Here is a 15549-nt window from a genome sequence, read left to right on the forward strand (position 1 = left end):
CATTTCAGTCCGGAGGCGATCAGCCCCGGGCCAGATTCCGCAGCACGAACGGCATGACGCCGCCCGCCCGGAAGTAGTCCATCTCGGTCTGGTTATCGATGCGGCAGCGCACCGGGAAGCGGGCCATCTTGCCGTCCGACGGGCGGAACAGCTCGACCCACAGCTCCTGGCGGGGCTTCAGCTTGCCGGTGTTGACGTCCGACAGGCCGCGAATGGTGACGATCTCCTCGCCGGTCAGGCCCAGACGGGTCCAGCCGTCCTGCTTGAACTGCAGCGGCACCACGCCCATGCCGATCAGGTTGGAGCGGTGGATGCGCTCATAGCTCTCGGCGATGACCGCGCGCACGCCCAGCAGGTTGGTGCCCTTGGCCGCCCAGTCGCGCGACGAGCCGGTGCCGTATTCCTTGCCGGCGAACACCACCAGCGGACGACCCTCGGCCTGATAGCGCATGGCCGCGTCATAGATCGACATGGTGTCGCCCGACGGGAAGTGCTTGGTCACTCCGCCCTCGATCTCCGGGGTGATCTTGTTGCGGATGCGGATGTTGGCGAAGGTGCCGCGCATCATGACTTCATGGTTGCCCCGGCGCGCGCCGTAGCTGTTGAAGTCCAGCGGATCGACGCCGTGCTCGGTCAGATAGGCGCCGGCGGGCGAGGCCTTCTTGATGGCTCCGGCCGGGCTGATGTGGTCCGTGGTGATGGAGTCGCCGAAGATGCCCAGCACGCGCGCCTCGATGATGTCCTCGACCGGGGTCGGCTCCATCGACAGGCCCTCAAAATAGGGCGGGTTGCGCACATAGGTGGAGGTGTCGTCCCAGGCGTAGGTCTGGCCGCCTTCGACGTCGATCTTCTGCCAGTGCTTGTCGCCCTTGAAGACGTCCTTGTAGCGCTTGGCGAACATCTGGGGCGTGACGCAGGAGCGCTGCAGCTCGGCGATCTCGGCGGTGGTCGGCCAGATGTCCTTCAGGAAGACGTCCTTGCCCTTCTTGTCCTTGCCCAGCGGCTGGGTGGTCAGGTCGATGCGCATGGAGCCGGCCAGGGCGTAGGCCACCACCAGCGGCGGCGAGGCCAGGTAGTTGGCGCGCACGTCCGGGTTCACCCGGCCTTCGAAGTTCCGGTTGCCCGAAAGCACCGAGGTGGCGACCAGATCGTTGTCGTTGATGGTCTTGGAGATCGCCGGGTCCAGCGGGCCGGAGTTGCCGATGCAGGTGGTGCAGCCGTAGCCCACCAGATTGAAGCCCAGGGCGTCCAGATCCTCCTGCAGGCCTGCGGCCGTCAGATAGTCGGTGACAACCTGCGAGCCGGGCGCCAGCGAGGTCTTGACCCACGGCTTGACCGTCATGCCCAGGGCATGGGCCTTGCGCGCCACCAGACCCGCAGCGATCAGCACCGAGGGGTTGGAGGTGTTGGTGCAGGAGGTGATGGCGGCGATCACCACATCGCCGTCGCCGATGTCGAACTTTTCACCCTCGACCGGCGCGCGCGGGGCGTCGACCGGGCGGTTGAACACCTCGCCCAGCGCCGTCTCGAAGGCCGAGGCGGCGATGGTCAGCTCGACCTTGTCCTGCGGACGCTTGGGACCGGCCAGCGAGGGCACGACCTCCGCCATGTCCAGTTCCAGCACGTCGGTGAAGACCGGGTCCTCGCTGGACTCGTCGATCCACAGGCCTTGCGCCTTGGCGTAGGCCTCCACCAGCGCCACGCGGGCCTTTTCGCGGCCGGTGGCGGTCAGATAGTCCAGCGTCGCCTGGGACACCGGGAAGAAGCCGCAGGTGGCGCCGTATTCCGGGGCCATGTTGGCGATGGTGGCCTGGTCCTCGATGGTCAGGGCGGTGACGCCCGGGCCGAAGAACTCCACGAACTTGCCCACCACGCCCCGCTTGCGCAGCATCTGGGTGACGGTCAGCACCAGGTCGGTGGCCGTCGCGCCTTCGGGCAGACGTCCGTTCAGCTTGAAGCCGATGACCTCGGGGATCAGCATCGGGATCGGCTGGCCCAGCATGGCCGCCTCGGCCTCGATGCCGCCCACGCCCCAGCCCAGAACGGCCAGACCGTTGATCATGGTGGTGTGGGAGTCGGTGCCGACCACGGTGTCCGGATAAGCCACGGTCTTGCGGCCTTCTTCGGCGGTCCAGACGGTCTGGGCCAGATTTTCCAGATTCACCTGGTGGCAGATGCCGGTGCCGGGGGGCACCACGCGGAAATTGTTGAAGGCGGTCGAGCCCCAGCGCAGGAACTTGTAGCGCTCCATGTTGCGCTCGTATTCCCGATCCACGTTCTGGTCGAACGCCTTGGCGGTGCCGAAGTGGTCCACCATGACCGAGTGGTCGATGACCAGATCCACCGGGTTCAGCGGATTGATGCGGGCCGGATCGGCGCCCAGCGCCGTCATGGCGTCGCGCATGGCCGCCAGATCCACCACCGCCGGAACGCCGGTGAAGTCCTGCATCAGGACGCGGGCCGGGCGGAAGGCGATCTCGTGCTCGACCGAGCCCTTGTTGTCGATCCAGGCGGCCACGGCCTTCAGGTCGTCCTCGGTGACCGAGACGCCGTCTTCATTGCGAAGAAGGTTCTCCAGCAGCACCTTCATGGAGCGCGGCAGGCGGGAAATCCCGGCCAGACCGGCTTCCTCGGCGGCGGGAAGGCTGTAATAGGCGTATTTCTTGCGCCCGACGGAAAGGTCCTGACGGGTCTTGAGGCTGTCGTTCGACGGCATGGTAGGAGAGTTCCTCTGGTCTACGCCGCCCGACAATCCGGTTGCGCCTTCGCGCTGCAGGCGCCTGGGCGCACAGGTCCCCGGCGCGCGCGGCGAAAGCCTGCTGCGGCGAGGCTGGATATAGGCCCAAGCGGCGCGGGCGTCCATGTATCCACGACGCCGACGTGGACATTGCGAACGGGTCGCACATGATCGGTCGCCTCCGCATTGATGATCTGGGCCTGTCCCGGGGCGAGCGAGTGCTGTTTCAGCGCTTGTCGTTCGAGCTGAACGCCGGCGAGGCGCTGACCCTGACCGGGGCCAACGGCGCGGGCAAGACCAGTCTTCTGCGGGCGGTGGCGGGGTTTATCCGCCCGGATGCGGGCGCGGTTCGTTTCTTGGGCGAGGCCGGAACTGAAATCGAACCGGAAACCGCCCGGTCGCGGCACATTCATCTTCTGGGTCATCTGGAGGGGCTGAAGGGCGCCCGCACCGCACGTGAAGAGCTGGCTTTCCAGACCGCCTGGTGCGGCGGCGCGGACACCGCCCCGGCCGTTGAAGCTCTCGGCCTTGGTCCCCTGCTGGATCTGGAGACCCGCAAGCTGTCTGCGGGACAGCGGCGGCGTCTGTCGCTGGCCCGGCTGATCGCCGCGCCGCGCGCCCTGTGGCTGCTGGACGAGCCGCTGGCCCCGCTGGACGCCCGCTGGCGCGCCGCCGCCACTCAGTTGATGCGGGATCATCTGGCGGGCGGCGGCATGATGATCGCCGCCGTTCACGATCCGCTGGACCTGCCTTGCCGCACGCTGGACGTGGGGGCGGCGTCGTGAGTGCGGTGCGCGTCCTGCTGAAGCGGGAACTGGCGCTGGCCTGGGGCGGCGGCGGCGGGCCGCTGTTGGCCTGCGGTTTCTTTCTGGCCCTGACCGCCATCGTGCCGCTGGCGGCGGGGGGCGACCCGCGCGTGCTCCAGCCCGTGGCGGGCGGCATCGCCTGGATCGCCCTGGCCCTGGCCAGCCTGCTGTCGCTGGAGCGCCTGTTCGAGCGGGATTTCGAGGACGGGGCGCTGGATCTGCTGGCGCTGGGGCCTCTGCCGCTGGAGGCGGTGTTCGCGATCAAGGCGCTGGCCCAGTGGATGGCGACCGGCTTGCCGCTGGCTGTCTTCGCCCCTGTCGCCGCCATCGCGCTGGGCGCGGACCCGGCCAACGCCCCCCTGATCCTGTTGTCGGCGCTGCTGGGGGGGCTGGGCTTCGCCTTCACCGGCGCGCTGGGGGCGGCTTTGGCGCTGGGCTCGAAGCGAGGCGGCCTGCTGATCGCCGTGGTGGTGCTGCCGCTGTTCATTCCGCCGGTGATCTTCGGCGCCGGCGCGCTGGAGCAGGCCCTGACCGGTCTGTCGCCCTGGCCCGCTCTGGCGCTTCTTGGGGCCTACGCCTTGTTCGCCGTCGCGCTCAGTCCGGTCGCCGGGGCGGCGGCGATCCGGAACGCCCAGGGATGAGACCGCCCCGTGCGGCGCCGCGCCCGCTTGCCCGCGCGGCCCCCCGCGCGTATGCGCCCTGACCATGGTCTTCGGCCTCGCCAATCCTGATCGCTTCATGCGGTTCACGCGGCCCCTCATGCCCGTGGTCTGGGCGCTGGCCGTGGTGCTGCTGCTCGCCGGCATATGGCTGAGCTTCACAGCGCCGGAGGATTATCAGCAGCTGGACACGGTGCGGATCATGTTCGTCCATGTGCCGGCCGCCTGGCTGGGGCTGTTCGCCTATGTGGCGCTGGGGGTCTCGTCCTTCTTCGCCCTGGTGTTCCGCCATCCGCTGGCCGACGCCGCCGCCCGCGCCGCCGCCCTGCCGGGCGCGGTGTTTACGGCCTTGGCGCTGGCCACGGGCTCCCTGTGGGGCAAGCCCATGTGGGGCGCCTGGTGGGTGTGGGACGCGCGGCTGACCAGCGTGGTGGTGCTGTTCCTGTTCTATGTGGCCTACATGGCCCTGCGCGCGGCCATCGATGATGAGGCGAAGGCCGCCCGCGCCGCTGCGGTGCTGGGACTGGTGGGGCTGGTGAACCTGCCGATCGTCAAGTTCTCGGTGGACTGGTGGAACACCCTGCACCAGCCTGCCTCTCTGCTGCGGGCCGAGGGGCCGTCCATGACCGCCGCCCATCTGACGCCGCTGCTGGTCATGGGTCTGGCCTATATGGCCCTGTTCACGGCGCTCTGGCTGACCGACATCCGCACCGAGGTGCGCCGGCGCCGTGTCCTCACCTTGCGCGCCCGCGCGGTTCAGGAGGCTTAAGCGATGCTCGACCTCGACATGGGCGCCTACGCCGCCTTCGTGTGGCCGGCCTGGGGGATCAGCGCCGTGGCCCTGGCCGCGCTTGTGGCGCGCAGCATCGTCGCCGCGCGGCGCTGGAAGCGCGCGCTGGACCGGCTGGGGGGCGGCGAATGAAGCGCTGGCTGGCCGTCGTTCCGCTGATCGTTCTGGTGGCCCTGGCGGTGCTGTTCGTGGGCTGGTCCCTGCGCCGCGATCCGGCCTATCAGCCGGACGCCATGGTGGGGCAGGCCGTGCCGGCCATGACCCTGCCGGTGCTGACCAACGGAACCGCCGGGCCGGGGCAGGCGGATCTGGTCACCGCCGCCGCCGGTCAGCCGACGGTGGTCAATATCTTCGCCTCCTGGTGCGCGCCGTGCCGCATCGAGCATCCACAGCTGATGGCCCTGCGTGAACAGGGCGTGCGGGTCATCGGCGTGGCCTACAAGGACGATCCGGCCGCCACCGCCGCCTTCCTTGAGGAACTGGGCGATCCCTTCGCCGTGGTGCTGGTGGACGCCGACGGGCGGCTGGGTCTGGAGCTGGGATCCTCGGGCGTGCCCGAGACCTTCGCGGTGGATCCGTGGGGAACCATCACCGTCAAACACTCCGGCCCCATCGTGGATCAGGCCGATCTGGACCGGCTGACCGAAGGTCTCGCCCCCGAGCGCTGGTCCCGTTAACCCTTTTTCCAGACGCCCTGTTAACCATCAGGGCATGAGCCCGATTCGCCCCGATCTGCCGACGCCGCGCCACGCCGCCACTCATCCGGTGGCAACCACGAACGCGCGCGTGGCCCAAGCGGCGTTCTTTCAGCAGGCTCTGGCGGGGGTGAAGGCGGCGCAGGAGGCGCAGCCGGCGCAAGCCGCGCCCAAGGCCGAAGCGCCGCGGGCCGCATCCTCGATCCGCGCTCAGGATCAGGCCGAGGGGCCCCGCCGTCCAGGTTCGTTCCTCGACATCACCGTCTGAGCCGGTCCCCGGGAACGACCTGCCACGTTCATACGCTCCATTCCTGAACAGAAAACAGGAACGGAGACGCCGCATGGCCCAGTCCCGCAAGGCTGACGAACGCTATCTCGACAAGGACGAACGCGCGCTGAGCGACAAGGCCCGCCAGCCGGCCCTGCGCGAGATGAAGAAGGACGAGCTGACCGATCTGGCCAAGCGGCTGCGCGAGCGGCGCAACCGCGCCCGCGATCTGGCACGGGACCAGCGGCGCAGCGCCAGCCGGGGCGGCAAGCCCACGGAGGGCGAGACCGGATCGGACCGCAAGAAGGCGTTGCTGTCCGCAGCCATGAAGCGGGTGAACCGCGAGCTGGACCGCCGCCGGGCGGGCGATCGCGGCAAGGCGGCCACCGCGAATCTGAAAAAGGCGCTGAAGCGCAAGAAGGCCAATCAGTGGTCCGGGCCTGCCTACCGCAATGCGGATGAGGGGCTGAATCCCACGCCGAACGCCGGAATCGCCCCGTCCGGCGCCCTGAACGCCGAGGGCCAGCGGCCGGTTCTGGAGCGGTCGCGAAAGGTCCGGTGACGGATCAGGCCGCGCGAACGTCCAGGCCGGGACCGCCGGTCTTGCGACGGGCCTTGGTCTTCTGGACTTTTTCAGCCGCCTTGCGGGCTTCCTTTTCCGCCTTGCGGGCCAGCTTCTCGGCCCGCTTGGCGGCCTTGGCCTCGTCCGGTCCGGCGTCGGCCACGGCGGCCAGGTCGGCCAGCAGCTTCATGAAGCTGTCGCGCCTGGCCTTGGGCATCAGGGCCAGGATGCGGCGATCGGCGGCCTCGACCCGGGCGCGGGTGCTTTCCAGCAGGGCGCGGCCCTCGTCCGACAGGCTGACCGCCTTGGCGCGGCCGTCCAGCACCGACCGTTCGCGGTTGAGCAAGCCCTTGGCGGTCATCCGGGCCACCAGATCGGCCAGGGTGGAGCGGTCGATGCCCGTGGCGCGGACCAGATCGGTCTGGGTCAGGCCCTCGTTCCGTGAGGCGATCTCCAGCACCGCGAACTGACGCTGGGTGGGGCCGTCCGGTCCCACTTCCTCGGCGTAGATGTCCAGAGCCAGCTGCAGGGCCCGGTGCATCAGGTGGCTGGGCGATGTGTCCAGCGGACCGGAGCGCGCCTTCTTTCCATCCTTGACCATGCCGAAACCCCGCTGACCGATAATCCGTGCAAGGCACGGTTCACGACAGGGTTAGCAGCGCCGTGTTTCGGTTTGGCGACAGCTCCGTGAAGGCTTGGCCCCCGGCTAGAGGCCCGGGTCCGGACTGACCGGCCCCGGCTCCTCGTCCTTGATCATGTGCTTCAGGATCACCGGAATCTGGGACAGGCCGAACACCGAGGCGGCGATCCAAAGGACGCCCCGGAAGCTGGTCCAGACCGCATCGGGGTCAGGCGTGGCCCAGCCGAAGGCGTCCCAGATGGCCAGAACCGCCGCCTCGCTGCGGAACACCTCATTGGCCGCCGCCACGCACAGGAAATAGGCGCCATAGCGGAACGTCAGGATGCGCCAGCCCTGGTCTGTCACCTTGATGGCGTCGCCCAGCAGATACTTGAACGGATATTTCTTCAGCGGCAGCGAGCCCAGCAGGATGCCGCCCAGGATCACGTTCTGGATGGTCAGCTTCAGCTTGATGAACAGGTCATCGTCAAAAAAGATGGTCAGCACCCCGAACACCAGGGCGAACAGGCCGGTGATCAGGGGCAGGGGGGCGAAGCGACGCTCCACCGCATAGCCGACCGCCAGCGCGATGGCCGAGGCGATCACCAGAACCCAGGTGGCCTTGATCAGGTCGCGGGTGATGAAATAGGCGCCGATGAAGGCGACCAGCGCGCCGAAATCCACCGCCTGACGGATCCACTGGGGGCGCTTCTTTTCCGTTGCCGGCGTCTCGGTCGTCATCAGTCCTCAAGTCCCACCAGAAGGCGGGAGAACGCCCGCGCGTCGAACGGCTGTAGATCCTCTATGCCCTCGCCCACCCCGATTAGCTTGATCGGGGCGTCGGACGCCTGGGCCACCGGCACCAGCACCCCGCCGCGGGCCGTGCCGTCCAGCTTGGTCATGACGATGCCGGACACATAGGCCGTGCGGCCGAAGATCTGTTCCTGGGCCAGGGCGTTGCGTCCCACCGTGGCGTCCAGCACCAGCAAGGTCTCATGAGGGGCGTCCGGATCAATCTTCTTCAGCACCCGAACCACCTTGAGCAGTTCGTCCATCAGGGCCTGTTTGTTCTGCAGGCGGCCGGCCGTGTCGATCAGGACCACGTCGTGGCCCTCGTTCTTCGCGCGGGTGAAGGCGTCGAAGGCCAGGCCCGCCGGGTCGGCGCCGTCGCGGCGGCTTTCGAAATCAGCGCCCGCCCGTTCGGACCAGATGCGCAGCTGATCCCGGGCGGCGGCGCGGAAGGTGTCGCCCGCCACCACCATCACCTTGGCGCCCTTGCCCGTCAGGTCGGCGGCGATCTTGCCCAGGGTCGTGGTCTTGCCCGAGCCGTTGACGCCCACGAACAGCACCACATAGGGCTTGGGGCCCGACAGGGGATCGAACACGGCCTGGCGGGGCGCCAGTTCGGCGGTCACCGCCTCGGCCAGCGCTTCCTTGATCTCGCGTTCGTCGGAGGTCTTGCCGAAGCGCAGGGCGCGGAAGCGCTCGGTGATCCGGGCGGCGGCGGCCGGGCCCAGATCGCTCTCGATCAGGTGCTCCTCCAGCCGCTCCAGCGCCGCTTCGTCCAGCGGCTCCTTGACGAAGGTGGAGACGACCTGCTCGGTCATCTGTTTGGAGGATCGGGACAGTCCCTGGCTGAGCCGCTGGAACCAGCCCTTTTTCGGCGCGTCGTTCATGGGTTCGCTTTAACCGGCCATACGGGTCGGGGCCACAAAATACCGCCCTTTCGGACATTCAGGCCGTCACCCTTGGGCTTGTTCCGAGGGTCCATACCCGCCGACGGATCAAGACAAGGTTCGGAACCTTCCGTGTGTCTGGATTCCCGGGACAAGCCCGGGAATGACGGATTGTTCTGCTTTATGCTGCTATAGGACCAGGTGGGCCGCCGCCCCGCGAAAGATCAATGAGCAGAACGCACCCCTTCTTCACCCCCGCCGCCCACGGCTTCGTGCGCGTGGCCGCCGCCACGCCGGTGGTCCATACCGCCGACCCGGTCGCCAATGCCGACGAGCACATCGCCCTGATCGCCGAGGCGGGCGAACAGGGCGTGGACCTGCTGGTGTTCCCGGAACTGAGCCTGACGGGCTACGCCATTGACGACCTGCTGATGCAGGATGCGCTGCTGGACGAGGTGGAGCGGCAGATTGACCGCGTCGCGTCGGCGACAAAGGCGGCCAATCTCGTCGCCGTCATGGGCGCGCCCGTCAGACAGGGAGATCGGCTTTACAACTGCGCGGTTGTGATGACCAACGGCGAGGTTTGGGGCGTCATTCCCAAGACCTATCTGCCGAACTACAGGGAATATTATGAGAAGCGCTGGTTCTCGCCGGCCGGGCCGCAGGACGTCGACAGCAGCATTCTCATCGGCGACACCCGCCACGCCTTCGGAACGGATCTGATCTTTCAGGCCGAGAATCGGCCCGGCTTCTCGTTCGCCGTCGAAATCTGCGAGGATTTCTGGGCCCCCTTGCCGCCGTCGACGCGGGCGGCCCTGGCCGGGGCGCGGATCATCCTGAACCTGTCCGCCTCAAACGTGGTGATCGGCAAGGCGGACGAGCGGGCGATGCTGTGCGCCAGCCAGTCGTCACGGGCGGTCTGCGCTTATGTCTTCACCGCTTCGGGATGGGGCGAAAGCACCACCGACCTGGCCTGGGACGGGCAGGCCTCGATCCACGAACTGGGCGCCTGTCTGGCCTCGGGCGAGCGGTTTTCAATGGAAAGCCACCTGACCATCGCCGACGTGGATGTGGAGCGGATCGGTCTGGAGCGGCTGCGCACCGGCACCTTCGCGGACTGTGCCCGTCGCGAGTTGGCGGCGGATGAGTTTCACCCCGTCGCTTTCTTCGCGACACAGACCGCCGAACCCGCCGACCCCGCCGACCTGATCCGCCCGCTGGACCGCTTCCCCTTCGTGCCCGACGACCCTGCCCGGCTGGATCAGGACTGCTACGAGGCCTTCAACATTCAGGTTCAGGGCCTGATGCGGCGCATGAAGGCGACGAACGGCGAGCGGATCGTCATCGGCGTCTCCGGCGGGCTGGACTCGACCCAGGCGCTGCTGGTGGCCTGCCGCGCCTTCGACCGGCTTGAGCTGCCCCGCTCGAATATCCTAGCCTTCACCCTGCCCGGCTTCGCCACGTCGGAGGGCACGAAGTCCAACGCCTGGGCTTTGATGAAGGCGCTTGGCGTCACGGGCGAGGAAATCGACATCCGCCCCGCGGCCGAACAGATGCTCAAGGACATCGGCCATCCCTATGCGGCAGGACAGCCGGTCCACGACGTCACCTTCGAGAACGTTCAGGCGGGTCTGCGCACCGACTATCTGTTCCGTCTGGCCAACCACCACGGCGCCTTCGTGCTGGGCACCGGCGACCTGTCGGAGCTGGCGCTGGGCTGGGCCACCTATGGCGTGGGCGACCACATGAGCCACTACAACGTCAACGGCGGGGTGGCGAAGACCCTGATCCAGCACCTGATCCGCTGGGTCGCCGACAAGCAGGTCGTCGGGTCCGAGGCCGCCCCGACCCTGCACGCCATTCTGGGCACGGAAATCTCGCCCGAACTGGTGCCCGCCGACGAGAGCGGAGCCATACAGTCGACCCAGGCGACGGTGGGACCCTATGCGCTGAACGACTTCTTCCTGTTCTACATCACCCGCTTCGGCCTGAAGCCGTCCAAGGTGGCCTATCTGGCCCATCAGGCGTGGGGCGACCGCACCCACGGCGCCTGGCCCGCCAATCTGCCTGAGGCGGAGAAGGTCGAGTACGACCTGGCCACCATCAAGTCGTGGCTGCGCAAATTCCTGATCCGGTTCTTCCAGACCAGCCAGTTCAAGCGTTCGGCCCTGCCCAACGGGCCCAAGGTGGTCACAGGCGGCTCCTTGTCGCCGCGCGGCGACTGGCGGGCGCCGTCGGACGCCACGGCGCGGGTCTGGCTGGACGAGCTGGACGCCAACGTCCCCGACTGAGCGTCTATCGCCCTGTCGAGCCGAAACCGCCCTCGCCGCGCGCGGTGTCGTCCAGGCTCTTCACCTCGGACCACTGCACCCGCTCATGGCGGGCGATGACCATCTGGGCGATGCGCTCGCCGCGCCGGATCACGAAGGGCTCCGACCCCAGGTTGGCCAGGATCACCCCCACCTCTCCGCGATAATCGCTGTCGATGGTGCCGGGGCTGTTCAGGCAGGTGATCCCGTGCTTCAGCGCCAGACCCGAGCGGGGCCGCACCTGCGCCTCGAAGCCCGGCTCCAGCGCGATCTTCAGGCCCGTAGGGACCAGCGCCCGCGCGCCCGCCGCCAGCGTCATGGGCTGGTCCTCGGGCACGGCCGCCCGAAGGTCCATGCCCGCCGAGCCCTCGGTCTCATAGGCGGGCAGCAGCAGGTCCTCGGCGTGGGGCAGGCGCAGGATTCGAGCGGTCACGGTCTCGGTCATTCTGGGTCCGTCAGTCTTTCAGGGTTTCGGCGATGCGGGCGGCCAGGGCGCGGGCCACGGCGGCCTTGGACTGGCGCGGCCAGGTCTCGGCGTTGCTTTTGGTAATGAGGGTCACCGCGTTGCCGTCGGATCCGAACACTTCGTCGGACACGTCATTGCCCACGATCCAGTCACAGCCCTTGCGCGACAGCTTGGCCCGCGCGTGGGTCTCCAGATCGCTGGTCTCTGCGGCGAAGCCGATCACCAGCCGGGGCCGCTTGCTCTTGGCCGACGAGACCGCCGCCAGAATGTCCGGGTTCTCGATCAGGCTCAGCATGGGCGGCCCACCCGGCGCCTTCTTGATCTTGCCGGTGGCCACGTCGTCCACGCGCCAGTCCGCCACCGCCGCCGTCATCACCGCCACGTCCACGGGCAGGGCCGCCATGGAGGCCGCGTGCATCTGGGCCGCCGTCTCCACGTCCAGGCGCGTTACGCCCGGGGGCGCGCTCAGGGCCGTGGGGCCCGACACCAGCGTTACCTCCGCGCCCAGATCGGCCAGGGCCGCCGCGATGGCGTAGCCCTGCTTGCCGCTGGACCGGTTGGTCAGGCCCCGCACCGGGTCGATGGGCTCGAAGGTCGGGCCCGCCGTCACCAGCGCCCGCTTTCCCTTGAGAGGTCGTCCGGCGGCGCCCGCCAGAAGCCCCTGCACCGCCTCGAGGATCGCGGCAGGTTCGGCCATGCGGCCCGGCCCATACTCGCCGCAGGCCATCTCGCCCTCGTCGGGGCCGACCACCGCCATACCGTGCAGGCCGTCGAACCCGGTCAGGCGCGCCAGGTTGGCCTTGACCGCCGGATGCTCCCACATGCGCACATTCATGGCCGGCGCCAGCAGCACCCGCTTGTCGGTGGCCAGCAGGGTGGTGGAGGCCAGGTCGTCGGCCAGCCCATTGGCCGCCTTGGCCATCAGACCGGCGGTGGCGGGCGCCACCACGACCAGATCGGCCCAGCGCGACAGCTCGATATGGCCCATGGCCGTCTCGTCTTCGGGCGAAAACAGCGCCTGGTGCACCGGATGGCCGGTCAGGGACGCCAGCGACAGGGGCGTCACGAACTCGGCGCCGGCCTTCGTCAGCACGGCGCGCACCGTCATGCCCGCCTTCTTCATCAGGCGCACCAGCTCCAGCGCCTTGTAGGCGGCGATGCCGCCGCCGACGATCAGCAGGATTTTCGGGGGCGTCTGGCTCATGCCTCCGCCTTACCGGGCGCCGCCGCCCCCGTCGAGGGCTGCGGCGCGCGCAAACAAGAACATTGCAAGAACATTAACTTTGTGGCTAACCTTGTTCCGCGGGGTTTTTGAGGGAGGGTTTCATGACCTTGCGCAATCTTTGGATGGCGGGCGGCGTCGCCCTTGCGACAATCAGCCTGACGGCGTGCGACAACGGGCCCAGCGCGGTGGAGACGCGGGACCGGTCGGACGAGACTGCGGTGGAGGCCGTCCAGCCGACGGCGGCGGCTGCTCCGTCCGCGAGCACGGCTGTCAACGACGGCGAACCGGCGCGCTGGACATCCAACAGCCGCAACACCGCCGAACAGAACATCCAGCGGCTGTTCGAGCGCAACGGCGCGGCTTTCAGCGCCACATCCGCCGACGACTATGTGCAAAAGGCCCACGCCTTCATCGCCGATCCGCCGCCGGGCACCGAAACCGTGCGCCGGGCCAACGGCGACACCCTGTTCTATCAGGCGTCCACCAACACTTTCCTGGTGGCGACATCGGACGGGACGCCGCGCACCATGTTCAAACCGGACGACGGCCCCGCCTACTGGGACCAGCAGAAGGCGCGGGAGGCGGCCCGCGGTGCGGGATAAGCCTCAGTGCTCTTCCCGTTCCCCCAGCATTTCGCGGATCATTTCCAGCGCGATTTTCTGCTGGCGCACGGAGAGCTGGGGCGCAAGTCGCGCGATTTCCTGGCTCTGACGGGTTACGGGAAAGTCGTGATCGAAGGACACGGTGTCGCTTTCGGCCATACCCGGAGCGCCCGCCGTCAGGCCTTCAAAGAAAAAGCTTGGCTCGACCTTGAAGAACTGGGCGATCTCCCAGAGCTTCGACGAGGAGATGCGGTTGGCGCCCTTCTCGTATTTCTGAATCTGCTGAAAGGTCAGGCCCAGGGCGGCGCCCAGCTGGCTCTGACTGTAGCCAAGGGATTTTCGGCGGGCTTCGACCCGCTTGCCCACGTGGCGATCCACCAGATGAGGGCCGTCTTCGTTCTTTGCTCGCGCCATGTCACGCCGCCTTCCGTGAACTGTGGGCCGGGTTTTAGCCTGAATGAGCCTCAAAACCTAAGATGTCATCTTAATTTGCGGAGAGACTCCTGGCGCGCGAAATCCGTGACCGGAACGGCCAAAGGCCGCCGCCCAGCGCCGCCAGCATCATGCCCAGAAAAATCAGGTCACCCCCTATGGCGTAGGGGGTCCGGTCCAGAGGCCGGGGCAGGCGTGCGTCGATGACGCCGCTCTCGCCCGGCTCCAGCCGCTTGCCCGGCACAACCCGGCCCCACGGGTCGATCAGGGCCGAGATTCCCGTGGGCGTGGACCGCACCATGGGCAGGCCGGTCTCGATGGCGCGGAAGCTGGCCAGATTCAGGTGCTGCACCGGCCCGGACGTCCGCCCGAACCAGGCGTCATTGGACACATTGGCGATCCAGGCCGGCCTGGCCTCACCGCCCGGCGTGAAGCCCGGATACAGGCTCTCGTAACAGATCAGCGGCTGCACGTTCGGCAGGCCGGAAAGGCTAAGGGGCGCGGGCGTCGGACCGGCGCTGAAGTCGGCCGGCACATGCACCAAACTGCGCAGGCCTGTCCAGCTCATCAGATCGCCCAGCGGCAGATACTCGCCGAACGGCACCAGCCGGTGCTTGTCATAGATCGCCTCGATCCGCAGGCCCGCCTCGCCGGCGTCGGACAGGGCGTACAGGCTGTTGAAATAGCGCCATTCCCCCTCCGGGGTCGGCTCCGCCCGGCTGAATCCGGCCAGCAGCGTCTGACCGGGCTGAACCGCACGGGCCATGGCGGACGCCACCGGCGATTCCGCCGCGAAGGCCTCGTTGGCGGTGGTGGGCAGGGCGCCCTCTGGCCACACGATCACGTCCGGCGTCTGGGCCCCGGGTCGGGCGCTCAGGTTCACATAGCGCTGGACGATGGCGTCGAAATTCGCCGCGTCCCACTTGGCCTGCTGCTCCACGTCCGCCTGGACGATGCGCACCGTGGTCTCCGATGCCTCGATCCTCGCCGCGCTGAGCCGGTAAGCCCCGCCGATCACCATGGCGCCGATCATGAGAGCCCCCAGCACCGCCGCGCCGATCCGCGTCTTCAGGCGTCCCGGCCCGAACAGCGGTCCGATCAGGGACGCGCCCGCCACGGTGACGAGGCTGAGCCCATAGATTCCGGCCACCGCCGCGAACTGCGACGCCGCCGAGCCCGCGCCCCAGGCGGCGCCCGCCGGATTCCACGGGAAACCGGTCAGAACCGTGCCCCGTAACCATTCGAAGGCGCAGAACACAAAGGCGAACAGCAACGGCCGCAGCGGATGACCGGTGAGATGGAACCGGCGATAGATCGCAAACGCGGCGCCCCAGAACAGGGCCAGTCCCGCCGGCAGCAGGGAGGCGGCGAAGGGCGCCATCCAGGCGTGAGCCTCGGCGTTGACCAGAAACGCCTCGGCCACCCACCAGCAGCTGATGAAGAAATAGGCGAAACCGGCCAGCCAGCCGACGCCGAAGGCGCCGCGCGTGGTGCGCGTCCGCTCGGTCAACAGCATCAGGGCCGGATAGGCGAGGATTCCGATCAGGAATCCGAACGGCGGATGGGCCGCCGCCGCCGCCGCGCCCAGAACCAGCGCGGCAAGACCTGCGCCCAGACGCAGCCAGAGGCCCGCTCCCATCTTTCGGCGCGAGGTCGCGCCAACCGTTTCAGGCTCGGCGTGGTCAGGATCGGCGGCTTCGGGT

The 15549-nt window shown here is 68.3% G+C and carries 17 protein-coding genes; 9 read left to right on the top strand and 8 right to left on the bottom strand.

What is annotated here, in order from left to right; genetic code table 11:
- Positions 1-19: 19 nt before the first annotated feature.
- Positions 20-2716: an aconitate hydratase AcnA gene (gene acnA, locus ACI8U3_RS02665; protein ID WP_415013319.1), complete on the bottom strand. Its 2697-nt coding sequence runs from the start codon at positions 2714-2716 to the stop codon at positions 20-22.
- Between the two features lie 188 nt (positions 2717-2904).
- Here acnA and ccmA point away from each other — a divergent pair, with 188 nt between their 5' ends.
- From ccmA to ACI8U3_RS02700, 7 genes are all read left to right on the top strand, one after another.
- Positions 2905-3522, top strand: coding sequence for a heme ABC exporter ATP-binding protein CcmA (gene ccmA / locus ACI8U3_RS02670; RefSeq protein ID WP_415013320.1), 618 nt, complete (start codon positions 2905-2907; stop codon positions 3520-3522).
- A complete protein-coding gene (gene ccmB / locus ACI8U3_RS02675) occupies positions 3519-4184 on the top strand; it encodes a heme exporter protein CcmB (RefSeq protein ID WP_415013321.1) in 666 nt (221 codons plus the stop codon). Before ccmA ends, ccmB begins: the two co-directional genes overlap by 4 nt.
- A gap of 64 nt (positions 4185-4248) precedes the next feature.
- Positions 4249-4971: a heme ABC transporter permease CcmC gene (gene ccmC / locus ACI8U3_RS02680; RefSeq protein WP_415013322.1), complete on the top strand. Its 723-nt coding sequence runs from the start codon at positions 4249-4251 to the stop codon at positions 4969-4971.
- A gap of 3 nt (positions 4972-4974) precedes the next feature.
- Positions 4975-5124, top strand: a complete 150-nt coding sequence (gene ccmD, locus ACI8U3_RS02685; RefSeq protein WP_415013323.1) for a heme exporter protein CcmD — start codon at positions 4975-4977, stop codon at positions 5122-5124.
- Complete coding sequence (locus ACI8U3_RS02690; RefSeq protein WP_415013324.1) at positions 5121-5669, top strand: DsbE family thiol:disulfide interchange protein; 549 nt, start codon at positions 5121-5123, stop codon at positions 5667-5669. Before ccmD ends, ACI8U3_RS02690 begins: the two co-directional genes overlap by 4 nt.
- Positions 5670-5703: 34 nt before the next feature.
- Positions 5704-5955: a hypothetical protein gene (locus tag ACI8U3_RS02695; protein WP_415013325.1), complete on the top strand. Its 252-nt coding sequence runs from the start codon at positions 5704-5706 to the stop codon at positions 5953-5955.
- Between the two features lie 73 nt (positions 5956-6028).
- The gene (locus tag ACI8U3_RS02700; RefSeq protein WP_415013326.1) at positions 6029-6517 is read left to right on the top strand and encodes a hypothetical protein; all 489 of its coding nucleotides are present in this window, start codon (positions 6029-6031) and stop codon (positions 6515-6517) included.
- Positions 6518-6521: 4 nt separating this feature from the next.
- On the opposite strand, the gene ACI8U3_RS02705 is transcribed toward ACI8U3_RS02700, so the two are convergent.
- From ACI8U3_RS02705 to ftsY, 3 genes are all read right to left on the bottom strand, one after another.
- Positions 6522-7118: a MarR family winged helix-turn-helix transcriptional regulator gene (locus ACI8U3_RS02705; protein WP_415013327.1), complete on the bottom strand. Its 597-nt coding sequence runs from the start codon at positions 7116-7118 to the stop codon at positions 6522-6524.
- 105 nt (positions 7119-7223) lie between these two features.
- Positions 7224-7877 carry an inner membrane-spanning protein YciB gene (locus tag ACI8U3_RS02710; RefSeq protein WP_415013328.1) on the bottom strand — a complete coding sequence of 218 codons (654 nt, stop codon included), beginning with the start codon at positions 7875-7877 and terminating at the stop codon, positions 7224-7226.
- Positions 7877-8812 (bottom strand): signal recognition particle-docking protein FtsY, encoded by a 936-nt coding sequence (ftsY, locus tag ACI8U3_RS02715; RefSeq protein ID WP_415013329.1) that lies wholly within the window; start codon positions 8810-8812, stop codon positions 7877-7879. Before ftsY ends, ACI8U3_RS02710 begins: the two co-directional genes overlap by 1 nt.
- 227 nt (positions 8813-9039) lie before the next feature.
- On the opposite strand from ftsY, the gene ACI8U3_RS02720 reads away from it, so the two are divergent.
- On the top strand, positions 9040-11103 hold the full coding sequence (locus ACI8U3_RS02720; protein WP_415013330.1) for an NAD(+) synthase: 2064 nt from the start codon (positions 9040-9042) through the stop codon (positions 11101-11103).
- A gap of 4 nt (positions 11104-11107) precedes the next feature.
- Here the strand turns inward: ACI8U3_RS02720 and dut are convergent, their stop codons facing one another.
- Together dut and coaBC are read right to left on the bottom strand one after the other, a co-directional pair.
- Positions 11108-11566, bottom strand: coding sequence for a dUTP diphosphatase (gene dut / locus ACI8U3_RS02725; protein WP_415013331.1), 459 nt, complete (start codon positions 11564-11566; stop codon positions 11108-11110).
- Positions 11567-11576: 10 nt separating this feature from the next.
- A complete protein-coding gene (gene coaBC, locus ACI8U3_RS02730) occupies positions 11577-12791 on the bottom strand; it encodes a bifunctional phosphopantothenoylcysteine decarboxylase/phosphopantothenate--cysteine ligase CoaBC (RefSeq protein ID WP_415013332.1) in 1215 nt (404 codons plus the stop codon).
- Between the two features lie 122 nt (positions 12792-12913).
- Here coaBC and ACI8U3_RS02735 point away from each other — a divergent pair, with 122 nt between their 5' ends.
- A complete protein-coding gene (locus ACI8U3_RS02735) occupies positions 12914-13414 on the top strand; it encodes an S-type pyocin family protein (RefSeq protein ID WP_415013333.1) in 501 nt (166 codons plus the stop codon).
- Positions 13415-13417: 3 nt separating this feature from the next.
- Here the strand turns inward: ACI8U3_RS02735 and ACI8U3_RS02740 are convergent, their stop codons facing one another.
- Both ACI8U3_RS02740 and lnt read right to left on the bottom strand, forming a co-directional pair.
- On the bottom strand, positions 13418-13780 hold the full coding sequence (locus tag ACI8U3_RS02740; protein WP_415013334.1) for a helix-turn-helix domain-containing protein: 363 nt from the start codon (positions 13778-13780) through the stop codon (positions 13418-13420).
- Between the two features lie 118 nt (positions 13781-13898).
- On the bottom strand, positions 13899-15485 hold the full coding sequence (lnt, locus tag ACI8U3_RS02745) for an apolipoprotein N-acyltransferase (RefSeq protein WP_415013479.1): 1587 nt from the start codon (positions 15483-15485) through the stop codon (positions 13899-13901).
- Between the last annotated feature and the right edge of the window lie 64 nt (positions 15486-15549).

This window comes from Brevundimonas sp., assembly GCF_047617075.1.
GTDB lineage: Bacteria > Pseudomonadota > Alphaproteobacteria > Caulobacterales > Caulobacteraceae > Brevundimonas.

What these genes read in the sequence shown, in the direction of transcription:
- acnA (WP_415013319.1), bottom strand. Translation starts at nt 2,716, where the DNA reads ATGCCGTCGAACGACAGCCTCAAGACCCGTCAGGACCTTTCCGTCGGG.
- ccmA (WP_415013320.1), top strand. Translation starts at nt 2,905, where the DNA reads ATGATCGGTCGCCTCCGCATTGATGATCTGGGCCTGTCCCGGGGCGAG.
- ccmC (WP_415013322.1), top strand. Translation starts at nt 4,249, where the DNA reads ATGGTCTTCGGCCTCGCCAATCCTGATCGCTTCATGCGGTTCACGCGG.
- ccmD (WP_415013323.1), top strand. Translation starts at nt 4,975, where the DNA reads ATGCTCGACCTCGACATGGGCGCCTACGCCGCCTTCGTGTGGCCGGCC.
- ACI8U3_RS02690 (WP_415013324.1), top strand. Translation starts at nt 5,121, where the DNA reads ATGAAGCGCTGGCTGGCCGTCGTTCCGCTGATCGTTCTGGTGGCCCTG.
- ACI8U3_RS02695 (WP_415013325.1), top strand. Translation starts at nt 5,704, where the DNA reads ATGAGCCCGATTCGCCCCGATCTGCCGACGCCGCGCCACGCCGCCACT.
- ACI8U3_RS02700 (WP_415013326.1), top strand. Translation starts at nt 6,029, where the DNA reads ATGGCCCAGTCCCGCAAGGCTGACGAACGCTATCTCGACAAGGACGAA.
- ACI8U3_RS02705 (WP_415013327.1), bottom strand. Translation starts at nt 7,118, where the DNA reads ATGGTCAAGGATGGAAAGAAGGCGCGCTCCGGTCCGCTGGACACATCG.
- ACI8U3_RS02710 (WP_415013328.1), bottom strand. Translation starts at nt 7,877, where the DNA reads ATGACGACCGAGACGCCGGCAACGGAAAAGAAGCGCCCCCAGTGGATC.
- ftsY (WP_415013329.1), bottom strand. Translation starts at nt 8,812, where the DNA reads ATGAACGACGCGCCGAAAAAGGGCTGGTTCCAGCGGCTCAGCCAGGGA.
- ACI8U3_RS02720 (WP_415013330.1), top strand. Translation starts at nt 9,040, where the DNA reads ATGAGCAGAACGCACCCCTTCTTCACCCCCGCCGCCCACGGCTTCGTG.
- dut (WP_415013331.1), bottom strand. Translation starts at nt 11,566, where the DNA reads ATGACCGAGACCGTGACCGCTCGAATCCTGCGCCTGCCCCACGCCGAG.
- coaBC (WP_415013332.1), bottom strand. Translation starts at nt 12,791, where the DNA reads ATGAGCCAGACGCCCCCGAAAATCCTGCTGATCGTCGGCGGCGGCATC.
- ACI8U3_RS02735 (WP_415013333.1), top strand. Translation starts at nt 12,914, where the DNA reads ATGACCTTGCGCAATCTTTGGATGGCGGGCGGCGTCGCCCTTGCGACA.
- lnt (WP_415013479.1), bottom strand. Translation starts at nt 15,485, where the DNA reads ATGGGAGCGGGCCTCTGGCTGCGTCTGGGCGCAGGTCTTGCCGCGCTG.